The following is an 18,786-nucleotide window of genomic DNA, read 5'->3' as shown; positions in this document are numbered from 1 at the left end:
ACGAGTCGGGAGCCGATCAGTTGATCACCAGTTCCTCCCGCCAGGTCGCCGTCGCGGTCACGCGGTCGCCGTCGACCTCGAGCGATCGGTTCTCCCCCGAAGCGCCGAGTGTCGCCTCGAGCGCGGCCTCGTCCGGATCGTCGATCACGGCCGCGAAGTCGCCGGTAGCCGTCTCCTCGTCTTCTACCGTGAACGAGGAGACGATCCCCGCCGCGCCCTCGAGTTCGTCGTACTCGAACTCGACGTCGGCGAGTCCGTCGCCCGAATCGTCGAGCGGATCGCCGTACCGCCCGACGGCTACGTCGCCGTCGCCAGCGTTCTCGAGCAGCCACGCGACCGTCTCCGAGTCGTCCGTCGCCCGATCGATCTCGCCGGCGGCGGCCCCGATCGCGGTCTCGAGTGCGTCCGCGGGATCGTCGATGGCCGGACGGGCCTCGCTGGCGAGGATCGCGTCCGCTCCGACGGCGATCGCCGCGTCGTCTCCCGGATCGACCGGCGTGTAAACGACGTACTCGCCGATCTCGTCCGTGCGCTCGAGTTGCCGGAGGAAGTCGGCCTCCGCTTCGGCGGTGACGCGCGCGTCGACCTCGTCGGGGTCGATGTCACCGGTCGCGACGAACGCCCGATCGGTCAACAGCAGCTCCTCGACGGTCGAGTCGAACGCCTCCTCCTCGAGGATTCGCCCGATCCTGTACCGGGCGAGATCCAGCCCGACGTAGAAGTACGCCGAGAGCAGCGCCTCAGAGACGGGTGCGACCATCGGATCCGCCTCGAACTCCGGCGGCACTTCCTCGTCCGGTTGGCCCGCCTCGAGTTCCGCCCGGAGGTCGTCGCCGACGCTCGTCCAGTCGACGGAGACGAACTCGAGGGCGTCGTCCTCGAGGGTGAGCCACCGGCTGTACTCGGGGACGTCGTCGGTGTCGTCGGTACCGTCTTCCTGGGCCGTCACGTCGGAGGCGAGTACGCCGGCGGTTCCGACGGCGGAGACCGTCGCGACTCCCATCGCCCCGGCGAACTCGAGGAGATCCCGTCGGCTCGGTGTCATAGCCGTGTGCCACACCGCCGACCCCGATATAGGCGGGGCCTTCCTTCGGTTTCGACTGACGGTCAGCACCGCGTCGAAGTGGGGGCGACCGTCAGATGTCCCGGCGGGTAAAGATCACGACCGAGACCGCGACCAGCACGAGAAACGCGGCGAGGAGGATTCCGGCGTCACCGAACGCGTACTCCTCGTGGACGAGGATCGCGGTCTCGTCGTAGTATCGGCTCGGCGCGAGGTCGCCGATCCACTCGTAGTCGGGATCCAGCCTCGAGACCCCGTCGACGAGCCACAGCAGGAAGACGAGTACCAGGGCCGTCCCCCTGGCGATCCGGACGTGATCGACGAACACCGACAGCACGAGCCCGATCCCGGCACAGACCAGCAGGTAGGGTATCGACAGCAGGTGGACCATCGCGAGGGCGACCGGATCGAACGACTCGCCGATGGCGAGCGCGGCAACGTAGACGACGATCGGCACGCCGACGTTCAGCGCGACCACCGGGACCCACAGCGCGGCGACCTTCTGGAGAACGACCGACTCCCGCGAGACCGGATTCGAGAGCGTGAGGTCCATCCGCCGGTCCTGCACGTCGCCCGCGATCAGGCCGGCACCGACGTACGCGAAGTAGATCGCGAGCAACAGCGACCAGAAGAAGGCATAGAGTTCGGCGGCGACGAACCCTTCGATCGTGTGGAGCGCTTCGATCCCGAAGAGGTCGAACATGTACTCGGGGAACGCCTCCTCGAACGCGTCCATCTCCGCCTGAATGCCGGGGAACATCGAGAAGTACAGCGCCGACAGCAGAGCGAAGACGACGAGCAGGATCACCGAGCCACGGACGCGCTTTCTGGACTCGAGTCGGAGTACGGCCGTCATCTCAGATATCCCTCCGCGTGAAGATCACGACGGCGGCGGCCAACAGGACGAGGAAAGCCGCGAGGAGGATTCCCGCGTCTCCGAATGCGTACTCCTCGTGAACGAGGATCGCCGACGGATCGTAGTACCGACTCGGCGTGAGGTCGCTGACCCATTCGAAATCGGGGCTCATGTGCGAGAGGCCGTCGACCAGCCAGAGGGAGAACACGAGGACCAGTGCCGCGGCCTGTGCGGTTTCGACGCGGTCGACGGTGACCGACAGGACGGTCCCGATGGCGGCACAGACCAGCAGGTAGGGCACGCCGAGCAGGTGGACCATCGCGAGCGGGACGGGATCGAACGGCTCCCCCAGGAGCCTCGCGCCGGCGAACAACACGACCGCCAACCCGATCGTCAGCCCTGCCAGGGGGACCCACAGCGCGGCGACCTTCTGGAGGACGACCGACTCCCGCGAGACCGGGTTCGAGAGCGTGAGATCCATCCGCCGCGTCCGGACGTCCCGGGAGATCGTGCCTGCACTGACGTACGCGAAGTAGATCCCGCCGAGGAGCACCCAGGCGAACGGGAAGATGTAACCGCCGGCGAACCCCTCGATCGTGTGGAGTTCCTCGATGCCGAGCAGTTCGAGCATGTACGCCGGGTACACCTGCTCGACGAGTTCCGCCTCCGCCTGGATGCTCGGGAAGACGAGGAGGAAAAACGCCGAGAGCAGGGCGAGCAGCCCGGTCAGTACAAGCGTGCTGCGAAACAGTTTTCGGGATTCGACGCGCAGGACGGCGGTCATCCGTCCCCCGGGAGCGGCTCCCGTTCGTCCCCGTAGTAGTGTTTGAAGATGTCGTCGAGTTGTGGATCCCCGATCTCGACGTCGACGACCTCGAACCGGACGAGGTGCTCCAGGAGCGCGCCGGCCTCGCCGGTGTAGGTGAAACGGACCGTTCCCTCGACGGACTCGACATCGATCATCTCCGACGTGACGAACGCGTCCTCGTCGACTGACTCCGCCAGTTCCACTCGAACGTCCTTCCCGCCGCGTTCGAGCAAGTCGTCGATGTCCTCGAGGGCGACCAGTTCCCCGTCCCGGATGATCCCGACGCGATCACAGACGCGCTGGACCTCGCTCAGAACGTGTGACGAGAAGAAGATCGTCTTCCCCGCGTCGCGTTCCGCCTCGAGGAACGCGTGCATTCGATCCTGCTTGAGCGGGTCCAGCCCGGACGTGGGTTCGTCCAGGATCGCGAGTTGCGGATCGTGCATGAACGCCTGAACGATCCCGAGCATCCGCCGGTTCCCCGACGAGTAGGTTTCGATCCGCTTGTCGAGCGGCGGACGAAACAGTTCCAGCAACTCCTCGCGTCGCTCGTCGCCCCGCATCCGCGCGAAGTAATCGAGCGCCTGGCGCCCGGTCAGTCGGTCCTCGAACCCGAGCGTGTCCGGGAGGTAGCCGACGTCGGATTTCACCTCGGTGAGCGCCCGCCGATCCCGGACGTCCGCGCCGAGAACGGTCGCCGTTCCGGCGGTCGGTTTGATGAGTCCGAGGAGTAACCGAATCGTCGTCGTCTTTCCCGCCCCGTTCGGGCCGAGGTAGCCGAATATCTCGCCCGCTCCGACGTCGAAGGTGACGCCGTCGTTGGCGGTGACGTCGCCGTACCGCTTCGTGAGACCGTCGATGCTGATGACGGCGGACCCTCGAGCGCTCTCCGGGTCGGATTCGGTCGTGGAGCCGGTCTCGGCCGCAGGATCGTCGGCGTCGGTCTGGGGACGCATGGATCGGGTACCTCCGGGTTTCCGGTCGGACTGTGAACTCGAGTCGAATCGATGTCCGGGAACGGTGACTCACAGCCGCCCGCAGCGATCGGTGACTCAACGGACGCCGCGACGGATCATAAAATGATGGTTGGCTTAGCAGACCGTCCCGGGTCGACCGCAAAATCACCCCCAGTGGGGTCGCCGGAGTCGCGGGCAGGCACGAACACGCTCCACCGGGCTCGAGCTACCGACCGTCGTTCTCGGAGAGGGCCACGGTGAACGAGAACGTCGGCCCCGGCGGGAGCCACACCTGGTCCGTCACCGCCGACAGCGCCTGGATCGACGACGGCGACCGCCTCGGCGGCTCCTCGAGGAGTACGACGCGACGCACCCAATTCTCGGCCACGAAAGCGATTGGGTCTACGCCTACGAAGGACCACTACAGGGCCCGGACGTACGAACTCGAAAACCGGACGGTCCGATTCGGTCCGCTATTCATCGGACTCGACGCAGCGACCGGCGGTCGACGGCCGCCGCATCGAAACCGGCGGACGGCACGGCCTCGAGTCACCCCGAGCGCGACCGCCGACGCCGGGTTGTGATCCCGCTCTGTCGGCCGGTTCGCGTCGAGGGGAAGACTATTCGTCCCGCGGACGGGGCGTAAGCGACGGCCGGACCCACAGCCCGACGCCTGAACCCGTTCGGTGGCCGATGCGGCGGTCCCGCGCCCGACTCCGATCCCCGCGTCCGTCGCTCATCGGAGCCGACCGCCGGTCCCGCCGGCTCTCACCCTCGGCACCCGGCGACCGGTCGGCGAACGCCTCCTGGCGCTCCGCCTCGAGGCGCTGGCAGCCGATCACCAGCGAGTCGGGGACGGACGTCGCCGAAGACTGTAGCGACTCGATGACGGCGGCGATTTCGTCGAAGTTCGGCCCGCGGGAGGCGACCAGCGGTTCCGAGTCCCACTCGACGAACCCGCCGTCGGCGAGGATCGGGAGGTGCTGGTGGTGCAACTCCCGCCGAAGGACGTCGGGGTCGGTGGGCGCGTTCGGATTGACCGCGCTCTCGGGCAGCGGAACCGTCGCGTCGGGCGACGCGTCGAGCAGCGAGACGACGAGTTGGCGCCGCGGTTCGGCGGCGAGCGCCTCGAAGACGCGGTTCCAGCCGTCGATCACCCGTTGTCCGTTTTCGAGCCGTGCATCGAGTCGCATCTTGCGTGCTCGTGAGCGGCGAGTCATATAAACCATATCCCAACCCGCAAGATCGGTAACTACCACCGCGAGTGAGACGTCCGCTCGAGGGCGGTCACTGCGTGGCCGTGCCGTCCGACCGAGCCCGTCCGAGTTCGCATTTCTTGATCCGTGTCGCGAGCGCGAGAAAGAGCGCGAGCATCGCGAACGTCACCTCGCCGGCGGCGACGACCCCGAGCGCGTCGGCACCGAGGAACATCGGCGCGTCGCGGGGGACGGGGATGAACGTGTGGTGTGGCTCGCCGACGATCGGGACGAAGTAGTCGACGACCAGGTTGCTGCCGTACCAGACGAGCGCGACGGCGATCCCCCAGACGGGAAAGTCGGAGATCCGATGGAGGACGTATGCCTGGACGACCATCGCGAGGTGGCTCCAGAAGAGAAACTGGAACATCAGCGGGTGGAGGTAGCCGTAGGCGTCGGAGAAGGCGAGCAGGGTGTACGGCGTCCACAACCCCAGGATGACGTTCCCGAAGAAGGCGAGCGACGTGAGCCATGGCTGTTCGTGGCCGAGTTTCCAGGCGGCGATCGCAAGGGCGATAAACAGCGTCGCCAGCGGGCTATCGGGCACCCACGGCCACATGACGAGGGCGGTGTCGGCCAACTGCCCGGAGTAGTACCAGAAGCCGAAGGCCGTCCCCGCGAGGTTGATCGCGACGACGAGCCACGCAAAGCGGAGTCCGAGATCCTCGAGGACCTTCGGCACCGGTGCCAGATACGTCGGCAGGCGGTCGCGCTCGGGAAGCGACGTGGTCAACACCATCTACCCGTCGGAACGGACGACAGTCGCAAAACAGTAGCGGTTGGCGGTTCCGGTTCCCGTTCCAGATCTCGCTTGCGATCGTACTCTCGTTCTCGCTCTCGTTGTCGTTCTCGTTCCCTGTCATCGTTCTCGCTGTCCACGAGGCGCTCGAGCGGAGACCGTCGATGAGACGGTGAGACAATCGGGCGGGATCGATAGACCAGTAGACACAGCGGTTCTCGAGGTCGGAGTGTGGTCCAACTGGATCACTCGCTTTCGAGGCTGTAGGCACTGAGACCGTCGCGCGTTGCGACGTAGACCGTGCCGTCTTCGATGACGTGTGAGAACTCCGTCGACGAACCGTCCGCAATCGCCCGAACAGTCCCGTCGGTCGAGACGGTGACCACCGCGTAGCCGGTCGAACCAGCAACGAGCAGATCGTCGATCAGTGTGAGGTTCGTGTAACTCCGCCCGCCGAGTCCCGGATCGGTATACCGCCACTGCTCGACACCGCTGTCGGCGTCGAGCGCGACGAGATCGAACCGGGCCGGTGTGTAGACCACGCCGTCGTCGACGACGGGCGTCGTCCAACACTCGAACTCCTCAGTCGTCCATTCGATGGTACCGGTGTCGGCGTCCATTGCGACGACCCCGTCCCCTATCGTCGGAGCGTAGACCTGCCCGTCAGCAACGGCTGGCGTCGTCGCGACCGGGTCCGTTCGCTCATGCCAGATGTCGTCGCCGGTCGCCCGCTCGAGACACTGCAGGCCGTCTTTGCGGGGAACATAGACGTGATCCTCGGTTACGGCAGGTGACAGATCGGCCCAGCGACCACCGCTAGTGGCTGGATACCTCGGTGTGTCGACCGACCATTCGACGGTTTGCTGCTGATACGATAGTGCTGTTACTGCCGATCTCGATTTGATGAATAGGTCGTCATCGGAGAGTATTGGAGCGAACGGTCGACCACCCGGAAGATCGCATTGCCAGTCGATGTCTCCATCCGAACCAACCGCGTACAGCATCCCATTGCCTTCGAATGTAGGAAGGACGATCGTATCGCCAGCTATTGCGGGGGTTGCCGTTATCCCCGTTTCGAACACCGTTTCCGGGTAGCTGTCCGATCCTATCCCTATGGATTTCAGACGCCCTCTGGTAGAAACGTAAATACGGTCATTCAGTACGAGCGGCGAAGTAGTGATGCTGAACTCTTGGTCGACCGACCATTTTTCGGCTAGTTCTGTGTACGACGACCCTGAATCGGTCCGATAGTCCAATACGCTACACCCACTGAACAAAATAGTGCCACTGGATGAAAGAAACGCACGTCGCGTATCGTTTCGCATAAAGTAATTAATGTATTAGCCTCATTCCTTGGTAGTCGGGCATGGCCGTGGGTTACACCCACCGCCTCCACTCCCCCCACCATTTGTTAGGAATTCTGTTTCATAAGTATGACTTGTACCTTCATAGACCACAATCCATTCAACCGTGACAGCTACACCATCAGGACTGTCTACCGAATCGAATTCTGCTACGCTTGAATTGTTAACTCGAACAGTATTACTCTTCAAATCACCACTGAAATCAAACTTGTGTCTTGCTAGATCAAGACTCTTTTCACTCTCATTGTTAACATCTAAATCTGGTTCTGTCCTACTCCATGTACGTCCTACATTCACTATACCATCAGAACTAAATCCAAGTGACCACCCCTCAGAAGAAGTCCCTTCAGTATTACCAGGACCATATGACTCTAACTCAGCATGATCTGAATTCCAATCATGTCTTATACGGGTACGATCTTGTTTATCACCACCGATCTCTGGTTCTACTTGTACGTCCATGGCACAGATAGGAACACTGGGGTCAGAGTGATTTCTATAAACCACTTCATAGTTCGTAACATTTCCACGACTGTCTGCTTTATCATGATTATAATTATGTATTAAATCAAATTCATCGAAATCATATTCATTATGGGATTTATTTGATTTATCTTTGATTGAATCTAATCCAGTTCTAAGTTATGCTCTCCTCTTAAATGATTTGTTCTTTTTATTATTTGCCCTTTTGTGAATTTTTTGGACACTATTTTCCGAATTATCTGACCCAGATATAGCTTTATCCCCTGTTTCACTCGAAACAATTCCGAAGTATTCATCTATTCCTTCTCCTACAAAGTCAAGATTATACGCAACGATAATATCATTTTCTGGTGTTTTTGGGTTGCTCACTACACCATTATTTATAGTACTATAATCCAGGTGTTTATTTATTTCTTGGCTTCTTCTTGAGAATATCTCCGATTTTGAAATAGGGTCTGAAGCGTCTCCTCGAAGTGCTAGACCAGTATTGCTTTCAGACTTTGCCATCCCAATACCCGATCCAACTATTGAGCCAACTGCTATTCCACCGATTTGAATCATCCTCCGCCGATTATTATCAACCATGAGCATTCATATTTTCCAATAGCTATTAATCTTTTCCACCAAATTCTATCTTAGATAATATGCGTCTGTAGATATACACTTATCATATAGCCTGTTATCCGTAAAGGACACGCGTAAGTGCGATGGCTCCTAACCGCGCAGTATGGCAGATACCACCGATCTCGAGGAGCTACGACGCGGGACCGACCTCGTCAAGCGGGGGTTCGCCCGGATGCAGAAAGGCGGCGTCATCATGGACGTCGTCAACCCCGAACAGGCCCGCATCGCCGAGGAGGCCGGCGCAGTCGCAGTGATGGCCCTCGAGGCAGTCCCGGCGGACATCCGCAAGCGCGGCGGCGTCGCGCGGATGGCCGACCCCGCGGACGTCGAGGAGATCGTCGACGCCGTCTCGATCCCGGTGATGGGGAAGGCCCGCATCGGCCACACGAAGGAGGCCCAGATCCTCGAGGCGGTCGGCGTCGATATGATCGACGAATCCGAGGTGCTGACCCCCGCGGACGACGCCTATCACATCGACAAGCGCGACTTCACCGCGCCGTTCGTCTGTGGCGCTCGCAACCTCGGCGAAGCCCTCCGGCGCATCGACGAGGGCGCGGCGATGATCCGCACCAAGGGCGAGGCTGGTACCGGTGACGTCAACCAGGCCGTCCACCACCAGCGTTCGATCAAGGGCGCGATCCGCAAGATCGAGGGGATGACCCACGAGGAGCGCGAGGCCTACGCCCGCGAGATCGAGGCTCCCGCGGAACTGGTCCACGAGACCGCCGAGATGGGACGGCTGCCGGTCGTCAACTTCGCCGCCGGCGGCATCGCCACCCCCGCCGACGCCGCGCTCATGATGCACCACGAGTGCGACGGTATCTTCGTCGGCAGCGGCATCTTCGGCGCGGAGAACCCGCCCGCGATGGGCGAGGCGATCGTCGAGGCCGTCAACAACTGGGACGACCCCGAGGCGCTCGCCGAAATCTCGAAGAACCTCGGCAAAGGGATGAAAGGCGACGCGAACGCTGACCTGCCCGAAGAAGAGCAGATGCAGGATCGCGGCGTCTGAACCGGATCTCTCGCTCCAACCGGCATCGACAGCCCGGCCGAAAGCGGACATCGCGGTCCGCCGCTCGCTCCTAAAAGCGGCTGAACAATACACCGTCCTCGTTTCCCTGCCGTGCTGACAACCGGTCGGTGTGACTGATCACGCCACCAGCGGCCCCGGACGGCGGTACGATCGGACCCCGCTCGTGGTCACCTGGGAACTCACACAGGCCTGCGAACTCGCCTGCGACCACTGCCGGGCCGACGCGACGCCGGATCGCGATCCGAACGAACTCGACACCGAGGAAGGGATCGCGCTGTTCGAAGGGATCGCCGACTTCGGCGAGCGAACCCCGATGGTGGTCCTCTCGGGCGGCGACCCGCTGGAGCGACCCGACCTGTACGACCTCATCGAGGGTGCGCGAGCGGCAGGCATCACGCCGGCCGTGACGCCCGCGACCACGCCGAATCTCGAGGACGGGACGCTCGAGCGACTCGCAGATGCGGGTGTGAGCCGGATCGCGGTGAGCCTCGACGGCGCTTCGGCCGAGAGCCACGACGCCTTCCGCGGCGAGTCGGGAACCTTCGAGACGGCGATCCGGGCGGCAAAGCGGGCTCGAGAACTGGGACTCTCGATTCAGGTCAACACGACCGTCACGGCCGATACGGTGGCCGAACTACCCGATATCGCCGACCTCGTTGAGGACCTGGGTGCAGTGATGTGGGAGGTGTTCTTCCTCGTGCCGGTCGGTCGAGGCGTCGAACTGGCCCAACTCGCGCCCGAACGGGCAGGGACGGTCGCGGGCTGGCTGTACCGACAGAACGAGACGCGCCCCTATCGAATCATCACCGTCGAAGCACCCTTTTACAGGCGAGTCGCGAACGAGTTGCGCGGCGAGGACGCCGCCGTCGGCACGACGGGTGCGGGCAACGGATTCGTCTTCGTCAGCGCGACGGGGGAGGTCTACCCGTCTGGGTTCATGCCGCTGTCGGCGGGCAACGTCCGCGAGGAGTCGCTGGTATCGATCTACCGCGAGTCAGACCTCATGCAACGGTTGCGGGACCGATCGTCGTTCACCGGGCCCTGCGGGAAGTGTCCGGCGGTCGAAACCTGTGGCGGCTCCCGCTCCCGCGCCTACGCGGCGACCGGCGACCCGACCGGAAGCGACCCGCTCTGTCCGTGGGCGGCGACGGAACACGAATACGAGTACGAGTACGAGTTCGAGCTCACAGGGGAACCGGACCCCGGAGCACTCGAGCCACTGTAGCCGTCCGAACCGGCCCGAAGCGGGTAGAGTAGCGTCAGAACCACTCGGCGACCGGCTGAACGACGCCAGCCGCGACCAGTCCGAGGAGGAGAAGATACGCGGCCGTCGCGCCGATCCCGGCCGACAGGAACGGGGTCGGCGAGACGAGCGCCCCGCCGATCACGAGCACGATCGCGACGGCGAGCGAGCCGAGCCTGACCGCGGGCCGAGCCCACCACCGGCGAACCGTATCCGCGTGTGGAGCCATCGCGGCCTCCAGCGCGAGCACGACGATACAGCCGGCGACGAACGCCGGGATCGAGACCTGCGCGTCGCTGGCGACGAACGCACTCGAGAGCACGACGAGTACGACCGCAGCGAGGAGTCCGTCGGTACGCCGTCCCATCGCAGTGGTACGATCCGGGTTACTCCGTGTAAAGCCGCGCGCCGTCCCCGACGACGGTCTGGTATGCTCGGCTGTCGACGCCGACCGCGTCGAAGGCCTCGACCATCGCCGCGGCGACCGCCCGTCGATCCGACCGGTAACAGGCCGCGAGCACGCCCGGCCCCGCGCCGCTTACCGTGACGCCGGTCGCGCCGGCCTCGAAGGCGGCCTCACGGACGCGGTCGTAGCCGTCGATGAGCGCGCTGCGTTCGGGCGTAACGATCTCGTCTTCCATGCCGCGCCCGACGAGTTCGGGATCGTTCCGGGCCATCCCGATCGTCAGGGTCGCCGCACTGCCGACGGTGTCGACGACGTCGCTCATATGGGCCCGTTCGGGGACGACCTCGCGGGCGTCACGCGTGGAGACGGCCATGTCGGGCAGACAGGCGACGACCGGGATCGAGGCGTCGATCTGGGTAACGCCGTCGTCGGTGACGACCGTGAAGCCGCCCAGCAGCGACGGCGCCACGTTGTCCGCGTGGGCCTCGCCGGAGACCAGCGCCTCGCCCTCGGCGGCGATCGGAACCAGTTCTCTCCGGGAGAGGCCGCGATCGTAGAGTTCGTTGAGGGCCACGGCCGCGGCGGCGGCGCTCGAGGCGGAGGAGCCGAGCCCCGACGAGGGTCTGACCCCCTTGTCGATCCGAATGCGCGCCGGAGCGTCGAGCGCGTCGGCGACCGCACCGACGGTGTTCTTCGCCGGGTCTTCCGGGATGTACTGACTGCCGGCTCCGGTAACGGTGATCGTGGTCTCCGGGGCGCGCTCGACCCGAACCACGTCGGCGGGCGTCCCGAGCGCGACGCCGAAGACGTCGAAACCGCTCCCGAGGTTCGCGCTCGTCGCCGGAGCCCGCACGGTGAGCATGCCGATTCCTTTCCAGACGGCAGGGAAAAAGGTAGCGAACGAGTGGCACTCGAGTCGCCCCTCTCGACGCGGTGCCGACTGTGACGCCGGTAGCACGGCTCATCGGGAACACCGCAGAAAAGAACGAGCAGTCGGCTGGCGTTACTCGGAGTCGTCGGTTGGGTCCTCGTCCTCGTCTTCGTCTTCGTCCTCTCCTTCGCTTTCGTCCCCGCCTTCACCGAACGTGAATACGTCGTCGTGTTCGGTTTCGCTCTCGTCGTCAGCCTCGCCGTCGGAACCGGTCGGCGCGAGTGGGTCCGAGCCGCCGGCGTCCGTCACGGCCGCGGCGTCGTCCGCCCCCTCGTCGACCGGGGAGAGCGGATCTGCGGCGTCGGACGGCGCCTCGTCGTCGAACGCGATCGGCTCCGTGTCGGCCTCGACCACGTCGTCATCGGCCGTCGTCGTTCCCGACACCGCGAGCGGATCCGCGTCCTCGTCCGCCGACTGGTCGTCGAACTCGAGTGGGTCCGTCCCGTCGTCGGTTTCGACGTCTGCTTCCGCGTCGCCCTCCGTCTCGAGGCCGAGGATCTCGTCGGCGCTGATCTCGGCCGGCGCGTCGTCGACCTCGGTCTCTGCCGCGTCCTCACCTTCGGCTTCGGCGACCACGTCCGTCGCGAACTCGCCGACGTCGACGGCGACGTCCGAGGCGAGGTCCTCAGGTTCGGCGTCGGTGTCGAACCGGTCGAGCGCCTCGGAAAGCTGGACCGCCTGCTCGGACAGGCTCGAGGCCGACTGGGTGACCTCGGTGAGCGCGGAGGTCTGTTCCTCGGCCGCCGCCGCGACGTTCTCCGCCTCGGCGGTCGTCTCCTCGGAGATCGTCGCCGCATCGTCGACCATCGCCACGACCTCCTGGGTCGACGCGGCCTGCTGCTGGGTCGCCGCCGAGATCTCCTGGACGCCGACGTTCGTGTCGCCGGCCAGATCCGTGATCTCCTCGAGTGCATCGACCGCTTCCTGGACTTTCCGACCGGCGTCTTCGATCTCCGCACTGGTTCCCTCGACCTCCGCAGCCGAGCGTTCGGTCCGGTCACGAATCGCCTCGAGGCGTTCCTCGGCCTCGTCGGCCGCTTCGGCGACGTCCTCGGAGAGGGCCTTGACCTCCTGGGCGACCGCCGCGAACCCTTCGTCGTCGTTGCCGCCCGCCGAGCGGGAGGCCTCGATGTTCGCGTTCAGCGCCAGCATGTTCGTCTGGCGAGCGATCTCCGAGATGGTCGCGATCAGTTCGTCGATCTGCTGGACCTCCTCCTCGAGGCGGCGCATCTCCGCGACCGCGTCGCCGGCCTCGACCTCGATCTCGTCCATCGCCGCGATCGCTTCGCGGGCCGCCTCCTGGCCTCCCTGGCCGGTGTTGACGGTCCGTTCGGCGATGTCGGCGACCTCGTTCGAGGAGGCGGCGATCTCTTCGGTCGTCGTCGAGAGGGCGCTCATCTCCTGGTTGACCGACTGGAGCGACTCGTTCTGGCGTTCCGCGCCGTCGGAGATCTCCTGGATCGACTCGGTCACCTGCTGGGACGCCGAGCGGACTTCCTCGCTCGAGGCCGTGACCTGTTCGGAGGCGGTCGCGACCTCCGTCGCGAACTGGTTCAGCCCCGCGACCGTGGCCTCGATCTCGGCGAGCATCCCGTTGAAATCGGTGGCGATCGTCTCCATCGCCTCGTTCTCGCTGTCTGCGTCCATCCGCACGGTCAGGTCGCCGTCGGCAGCGTCGCCCATCACCGCACAGTACTCGCCGGCCTTCTCCTCGAGGTGATCGTTGATCTGCTGGACGCGTTCGCGTTCCTGCTCGGCCTCTTCGCGGGCGGTCTCGGCCTCTTCGATCTGGTCGCGCAGAGCGACCCGCATCGAGTCGAAGCCGTCGTAGAGCCGGCCGATGTTGTCGATCCGTTTCGTCTCGAGATCGACGTCGAGGTCGCCTTCCTCCATCCGTTCGGCTTTCCGGGTCAGTTTGTCGATCGAGCGGGAGGTGTTCCGTCCCAGCACGGCCCCGATCAGGCCGATCGTGAGGACGCTGACCGCGGTCGCGATCATCCCCCATTCGTTGACGTCGTTGACGAACCCGTAGGCGTGCTCGGTCGGTTCGTGGTAGACGATCGTCCAGTCGGTACCCTCGACCGACGCGGCACTGACGACGTACTCGTCGGCGTCGAACCCGTACGTGCCGTCCGCGAGCGCACCCGAGGCCGTTCCCTCGACGACGTCCGCGCCGCCACCCTCGCCGTCGGCCAGCGAGAGCACCGACCGGTCGCCGTACTCGAGGCCGAAAGTGGTGTAGTTCTCGCCGAGGTTCTCGCTGTCGGCCATCACCGTCCCCTCGCCGGAAAGCGCCATCATGGTGACGTGGTCGTCGACGTGGACGCTGTGCATGTACGACATCAGGTCCGCGGAGTAGACGATCGCGCGGTCGTCGTCCGATGCCACGACGTAGGAGACGACCGGCGTCTCCTCGTCGCTGAGACCGGTGACGAGCGCCGGCTCGGAGACCCAGGTACCGTCCTCACCGACCGCGTCGTAGGCCTCGTCGTCGACGCTCTCGAGGACGTCGGTCGACTCGCCGCGGAACCGGTCGGCCGTACTGGCGAGGACTTCACGCTCCCCGGTGTCGACGTACGAAATCTCGAACACCTCGGTGCGGTGTTCCAGCCGCCAGTCCCCGAGGCTGCTCTCGATCGCCGCGGCGTCGTCGGACGCGACCACGTCGGAAGTCGCGATCAGCGACGCCGTTCGCTCGTTCTGTTCGTGCCACATCTGTAGACTCTGTGCTTCCTGCTGGACGGCCGTTCGATGGTCGTCCTGGACGCTCTCTTCGACTTCGTCGGTGATCGTCGCCGTGGCAACGAACCCGATCATCCCGACAGTTACCCCGAGAACGAGCAACGCGATCGCGAACTTGACCGCGTACCGTCGGCGGATAACTGCGGGTACTAGCCGTCGGACGAGACTCATAATAGCCACGGACAGTCTCGTCACTACATAAGTTATGGTACGCAGTTATCGAAGCTGATAGCTACCCGGTAGCGGAACCCGGGCTGTCGCCGACGATCCGAGGGTCCGACGCCGTGTTACTCCTCGGGGTCGTCCTCGAACGTGAACACGTCTCCGTCCGTTTCTCCGTCGGCGTCAGCGTCCTCGAGTCCGTTTCCGGCCCGGCCTTGGCTTCGGGATCCGGTTTCGGCCTCGTCGTCATCGTCGGTGCGTCGATCCGCGGAGTCGACGTCGGGATCGAGCGGATCAGCGTCGCCGTCGTCCGCCGGATTCGGCTCCCGGTCCGGCTCCGACTCCTCGATAGCTCCGAGGACTGCCGCGCCATCGTCCCCCGCCGTCGCGGACGGCGTCTCGTCGTCCCCGGAAGCGGCGTCGGCGCTCGCCTCGACTCCGGCCGCCGTCTCGAGGTCGGCGGGTTCGGCGTCGGTGTCGAACCGATCGAGCGCCTCGGAAAGCTGGACCGCCTGCTCGGAGAGGCTCGAGGCCGATTCGGTAACCTCGGTGAGCGCGGAGGTCTGTTCCTCGGCCGCCGCCGCGACGTTCTCTGCCTCGGCAGTCGTCTCCTCGGAGATCGTCGCCGCGCCGTCGACCATCGCGACGACCTCCTCGGTCGACGCGGCCTGTTCCTCCGTGGCCGCCGAAATCTCTTGCACGCCGACGTTCGTCTCGCCGGCCAGGTCCGCGATCTCCTCGAGCGCGTCGACCGCTTCCTGGACTTTCCGACCGGCATCTTCGATTTCGGCCGTGGTGTCTTCGACCTCCGCCGCGGAGCGTTCGGTCCGTTCCCGGATCGCCTCGAGGCGTTCCTCGGCCTCGTCGGCCGCCTCGGCGACGTCCTCGGAGAGGGTCTTGACCTCCTGGGCGACCGCCGTGAACCCTTCGTCGTCCTCGCCGGATGCCGACCGCGAAGCCTCGATGTTCGCGTTCAGCGCCAGCATGTTCGTCTGGCGGGCGATCTCGGAAATCGTCGCGATCAGTTCGTCGATCTGCTGGACCTCCTCCTCGAGGCGGCGCATCTCCGCGACCGCGTCGCCGGCCTCGACCTCGATCTCGTCCATCGCCGCGATCGCCTCTCGAGCCGGTTCTTGTCCGTCCTCGCCGGTGTTGGCCGTTCGCTCCGCGAGATCGGCAACCTCGTTCGAGGAGGCGGCGATCTCTTCGGTCGTCGTCGAGAGGGCGCTCATCTCCTGGTTGGCCGACTGCAAGGACTCGTTCTGGCGCTCCGCGCCGTCGGAAATCTCCTGGATCGACTCGGAGACCTGCTGGGAGGCCGATCGGACCTCCTCGCTCGAACTGGTCACCTGCTCGGATGCGGTCGCGACCTCCGTCGCGAACCGGTTTAGCCCTGCCACCGTAGCCTCGATCTCGGCGAGCATCTCGTTGAACTCCGCAGCGATCTCCGCCATCGCCTCGTTGGTGCTGTCGGTATCCATCCGCGCGGTCAGGTCACCGGCGGCGGCTGCTCCCATTACGTCGCTGTACTCGTCGGCCTTCTCCTCGAGATGAACGTTGATCGCCTCGACGCGTTCACGCTCGCGTTCGGCTTCCTCGCGGGCGGCCTCGGCCTCCTCGATCTGGTCGCGCAGGGCGACCCGCATCGAATCGAAGCCGTCGAACAACTGGCCGATCTCGTCGATCCGATTCGTCTCGAGGTCGACCTCGAGATTACCGGATTCCATCTTCGCAGCCCGGTCCTGCAGGGTCCGGAGCGGTCCGACCGTCTGTCGCCCGAGGACGACCCCGACCAGGCTCAGTCCACCCAGGCTCACCAGCAGCATCGTCAACACGTTGTTCCGGACGCTTGCGGCCACGCCGTAGGCCTCGTCGGTCGGCACGCTCGAGACCGCCACCCACCGCGTGTCGCTCACCGGGACGTACGCCTGAACCGTCTCCTCGTCGTTTACCAGGCCCACTCGGCCACCAAGCGCCGCCTCGAGAGCATCGTCGTCGACGTCGGACGATGCCTCGTCGGCCCGGAAGACGTCGTTGCCGTCCGCATCGAGGATGGACGTCGATTCGGACGTGTTCTCCAGGTGGAGCTGTTCGATCTGGTACTCCAGGGTACCGATGACAACGACGACCCTGTCGTCGCGGTCCGGCACCGGGCTGGCGAACGCCATCACCTGGTCGTTCAACGTCGGCGACTCGTAGGCCGACTCCGTGTACCAGACCTCCTCGTCTAACTCGAACTCGGCGTCGAAGTCGTGGTCACGCCACGGCTCCTCGAGGTCCGCGAGCGAGCGGTCGCGGTAGGAGGCTGTCGTGCTGGTGACGATTTCGTCTGCGTCGGTGTCGACGTAGTGGATCGCGCGAACGTTGACGCCCATGCGAGCCTGTTCTTCGACGAGGTGGCCCTGGACCTCCTGTGGGTTCCCCTCCTGAAGGACGGGTGAGGACGATGCGGTGCGTGTCTGGACGGACATCGATTCCATCCAGGTGCTGATTTCGTCCGCTTGCATCTCCGCCGTCGTCTCGAGTTGGGCGTTGGCGTCGGCCCGGACGGTATCGTCGATGGCGACGTAGCTGCCAGCGCCGACGACGCCGATGACGAGGACGATAGTCAGGATGGCGAGCACGAACTTGGCGAGGTAACTGCGCCGGATGAACGAGGGGACGAGTGTTGTTGCGAGTGACATTGTCTGTTAATAGGGGTCGATGCGGTCGAGTTCGGCGATTCCGCCGTCGGCGCTGTCGTCGAACTCCCAGTACTCGAAGGTGGTCTCGGTCGGGTCGCCGTTGTCGTCGAAGCCGGTATCGTTGGCCACGCCGCGGTATTCGACGGCCGACCCCTGTGCGGCGAGGGTGATGCCGTCGGCGATCGACTCCGGCGTGATCGTTTCGCCGCCGGGGCTGGTCACCGAGTGGATCGCGCTCTGGATCGCCTGACCGTCGTTCTGGCCGGCGTAAGCGTTGGCCAGCAGCAACACTGCGGTGGCATCGTAGGCGTAGTACGCGAACAGCCCGGGCTCGGTGCCGTACTCGGCAGTGTAGCGGTCGACGAACGTCTCGGTGCCAGGCCCGTCGATCAGCGGCGCGGTACCTTTGATGCCGTTCAGCGAGTAGTCGACCTGCTCGGAGAGGTCGGGCTCCCGCAGGGCGTCGGTACAGAGAACGTCGAGGTCGGGAGAGGGCCCGAGATCGGTAAACAGCGTCTGGGCCATCTCGGGGTAGATCGCCGGAATCGCCAGGTCGGCCTCGCCTACGCGTTCGAGCGCGTCTGCGTAGGAATCTGCGGTGACGTCGACGGGAATCTGGTCGGTGACGGTGCCTCCGCGGTCGCGGAAGGCACGGCTAAACGCCTGGCTGAGTTGCCACCCGTAGTCGTTGTTGACATAGAGGGTGGCGGCGGTGTCGTGGCCGAGTTCGGCGGTTGCGATCTCGGCCATGACAGTCCCCTGGACGTTGTCCGAGAGAGCAGTCCGGAAGACGAACCCGCCGTCGTTGAGCGTAGTGAGCGTGGGAGTGGTCGCCCCGGGCGAACAACAGACGGTCTGGTAGGGGATCAACACCTGCTGGGTGGCCTGCAGGACGATGTCGGAGTCCAGCGGGCCGGTCACCATCGGATACCCGTCGTCCACGAGCGAGGCGGCCGCCTGAGCCGCGGCCGCCGGGTCGCTTTCCGTGTCGGCGGCCGTATGCTCGATCTCGAGGGGAATCTCGAGGCCGTCGCGGGCCTGTTCGATCGGCAAAACGGCGGCGTCGCGGATTCCCTCCCCGACGGCGCTTCGTGGGCCGCTCAGAGGGAGCATGGTACCGAGTTTGATCGTTCGATCGGTACTGGCACGATCGGTTTCGGAGGAGGTGAGGCCTGTTGAGCCATCGGAGACGACGTCGTTACAACCTGCGAAGGCGGCGACGGCGGAGCCGGCAAGCCCCGCGAGCAGTCGCCGTCGGGTTGAATTCCTGTTCATGTTTGCAGATCTAACCAACCATATATTAGATTAATGGAATCTCATATGACTACTCCAGAGTTGTTGAAATAGACCTTCATGGTTCGGTTGATATATTGTGCCAATATACACAGCAGGTACCGTTCGACGGGAGAAGAGAAACGGAGGCAAAAACGACTTGT

Annotated in this window: 16 protein-coding genes and 1 pseudogene; 2 read left to right on the top strand and 15 right to left on the bottom strand. The window is 64.6% G+C overall.

The features are described 5' to 3' along the window. Positions 1-16: 16 nt before the first annotated feature. From BM113_RS05745 to BM113_RS21800, 10 genes and pseudogenes are all read right to left on the bottom strand, one after another. On the bottom strand, positions 17-1,045 hold the full coding sequence (locus BM113_RS05745; protein WP_089786156.1) for a hypothetical protein: 1,029 nt from the start codon (positions 1,043-1,045) through the stop codon (positions 17-19). 91 nt (positions 1,046-1,136) lie between these two features. Continuing rightward, the gene (locus BM113_RS05740) at positions 1,137-1,919 is read right to left on the bottom strand and encodes an ABC transporter permease (RefSeq protein ID WP_089786155.1); all 783 of its coding nucleotides are present in this window, start codon (positions 1,917-1,919) and stop codon (positions 1,137-1,139) included. A 1-nt stretch (position 1,920) separates the two neighbouring features. Further along, positions 1,921-2,703 (bottom strand): ABC transporter permease, encoded by a 783-nt coding sequence (locus BM113_RS05735; protein WP_089786153.1) that lies wholly within the window; start codon positions 2,701-2,703, stop codon positions 1,921-1,923. After that, positions 2,700-3,683 carry an ABC transporter ATP-binding protein gene (locus tag BM113_RS05730; RefSeq protein ID WP_089786151.1) on the bottom strand — a complete coding sequence of 328 codons (984 nt, stop codon included), beginning with the start codon at positions 3,681-3,683 and terminating at the stop codon, positions 2,700-2,702. The genes BM113_RS05735 and BM113_RS05730 overlap by 4 nt, the downstream gene beginning before the upstream one ends. Positions 3,684-3,909: 226 nt before the next feature. Beyond that, complete coding sequence (locus BM113_RS22220; protein ID WP_177209107.1) at positions 3,910-4,056, bottom strand: hypothetical protein; 147 nt, start codon at positions 4,054-4,056, stop codon at positions 3,910-3,912. 418 nt (positions 4,057-4,474) lie between these two features. Further along, positions 4,475-4,876: pseudogene (locus BM113_RS22580) on the bottom strand (hypothetical protein); the annotation flags it as partial. 94 nt (positions 4,877-4,970) lie between these two features. After that, a complete protein-coding gene (locus tag BM113_RS05720; protein WP_089786149.1) occupies positions 4,971-5,678 on the bottom strand; it encodes a DUF1405 domain-containing protein in 708 nt (235 codons plus the stop codon). Positions 5,679-5,923: 245 nt separating this feature from the next. Beyond that, a complete protein-coding gene (locus BM113_RS05715; protein WP_089786147.1) occupies positions 5,924-6,934 on the bottom strand; it encodes an outer membrane protein assembly factor BamB family protein in 1,011 nt (336 codons plus the stop codon). Between the two features lie 90 nt (positions 6,935-7,024). Beyond that, a complete protein-coding gene (locus BM113_RS21805; RefSeq protein WP_143095809.1) occupies positions 7,025-7,504 on the bottom strand; it encodes a hypothetical protein in 480 nt (159 codons plus the stop codon). 180 nt (positions 7,505-7,684) lie between these two features. Next, complete coding sequence (locus tag BM113_RS21800) at positions 7,685-8,110, bottom strand: hypothetical protein (protein ID WP_143095808.1); 426 nt, start codon at positions 8,108-8,110, stop codon at positions 7,685-7,687. A gap of 142 nt (positions 8,111-8,252) precedes the next feature. Between BM113_RS21800 and pdxS the strand changes: the two genes are divergently transcribed. Together pdxS and BM113_RS05705 are read left to right on the top strand one after the other, a co-directional pair. After that, a complete protein-coding gene (pdxS, locus tag BM113_RS05710; RefSeq protein WP_089786145.1) occupies positions 8,253-9,161 on the top strand; it encodes a pyridoxal 5'-phosphate synthase lyase subunit PdxS in 909 nt (302 codons plus the stop codon). A gap of 184 nt (positions 9,162-9,345) precedes the next feature. Beyond that, positions 9,346-10,407, top strand: a complete 1,062-nt coding sequence (locus BM113_RS05705) for a radical SAM protein (protein WP_394327711.1) — start codon at positions 9,346-9,348, stop codon at positions 10,405-10,407. Positions 10,408-10,441: 34 nt separating this feature from the next. On the opposite strand, the gene BM113_RS05700 is transcribed toward BM113_RS05705, so the two are convergent. The 5 genes from BM113_RS05700 to BM113_RS05680 form a co-directional block, all read right to left on the bottom strand. Then, entirely contained in the window at positions 10,442-10,792 is a 351-nt protein-coding gene (locus tag BM113_RS05700) for a hypothetical protein (protein WP_089786142.1), read from the bottom strand. A gap of 19 nt (positions 10,793-10,811) precedes the next feature. Then, a complete protein-coding gene (locus BM113_RS05695; RefSeq protein WP_089786141.1) occupies positions 10,812-11,693 on the bottom strand; it encodes a homoserine kinase in 882 nt (293 codons plus the stop codon). Between the two features lie 141 nt (positions 11,694-11,834). Then, positions 11,835-14,675 (bottom strand): methyl-accepting chemotaxis protein, encoded by a 2,841-nt coding sequence (locus BM113_RS05690; RefSeq protein ID WP_089786139.1) that lies wholly within the window; start codon positions 14,673-14,675, stop codon positions 11,835-11,837. Positions 14,676-14,791: 116 nt separating this feature from the next. Further along, complete coding sequence (locus BM113_RS05685) at positions 14,792-17,350, bottom strand: methyl-accepting chemotaxis protein (protein ID WP_089786138.1); 2,559 nt, start codon at positions 17,348-17,350, stop codon at positions 14,792-14,794. 6 nt (positions 17,351-17,356) lie between these two features. Beyond that, positions 17,357-18,625: an ABC transporter substrate-binding protein gene (locus BM113_RS05680; RefSeq protein WP_089786136.1), complete on the bottom strand. Its 1,269-nt coding sequence runs from the start codon at positions 18,623-18,625 to the stop codon at positions 17,357-17,359. Positions 18,626-18,786 lie beyond the last annotated feature (161 nt).

This window comes from Natronobacterium haloterrestre, assembly GCF_900112205.1.
Classification (GTDB): domain Archaea; phylum Halobacteriota; class Halobacteria; order Halobacteriales; family Natrialbaceae; genus Natronobacterium; species Natronobacterium haloterrestre.
The sequence above is the reverse complement of the archived record's forward strand: the minus strand, read 5'-3'. Positions and strand labels throughout refer to the sequence as shown.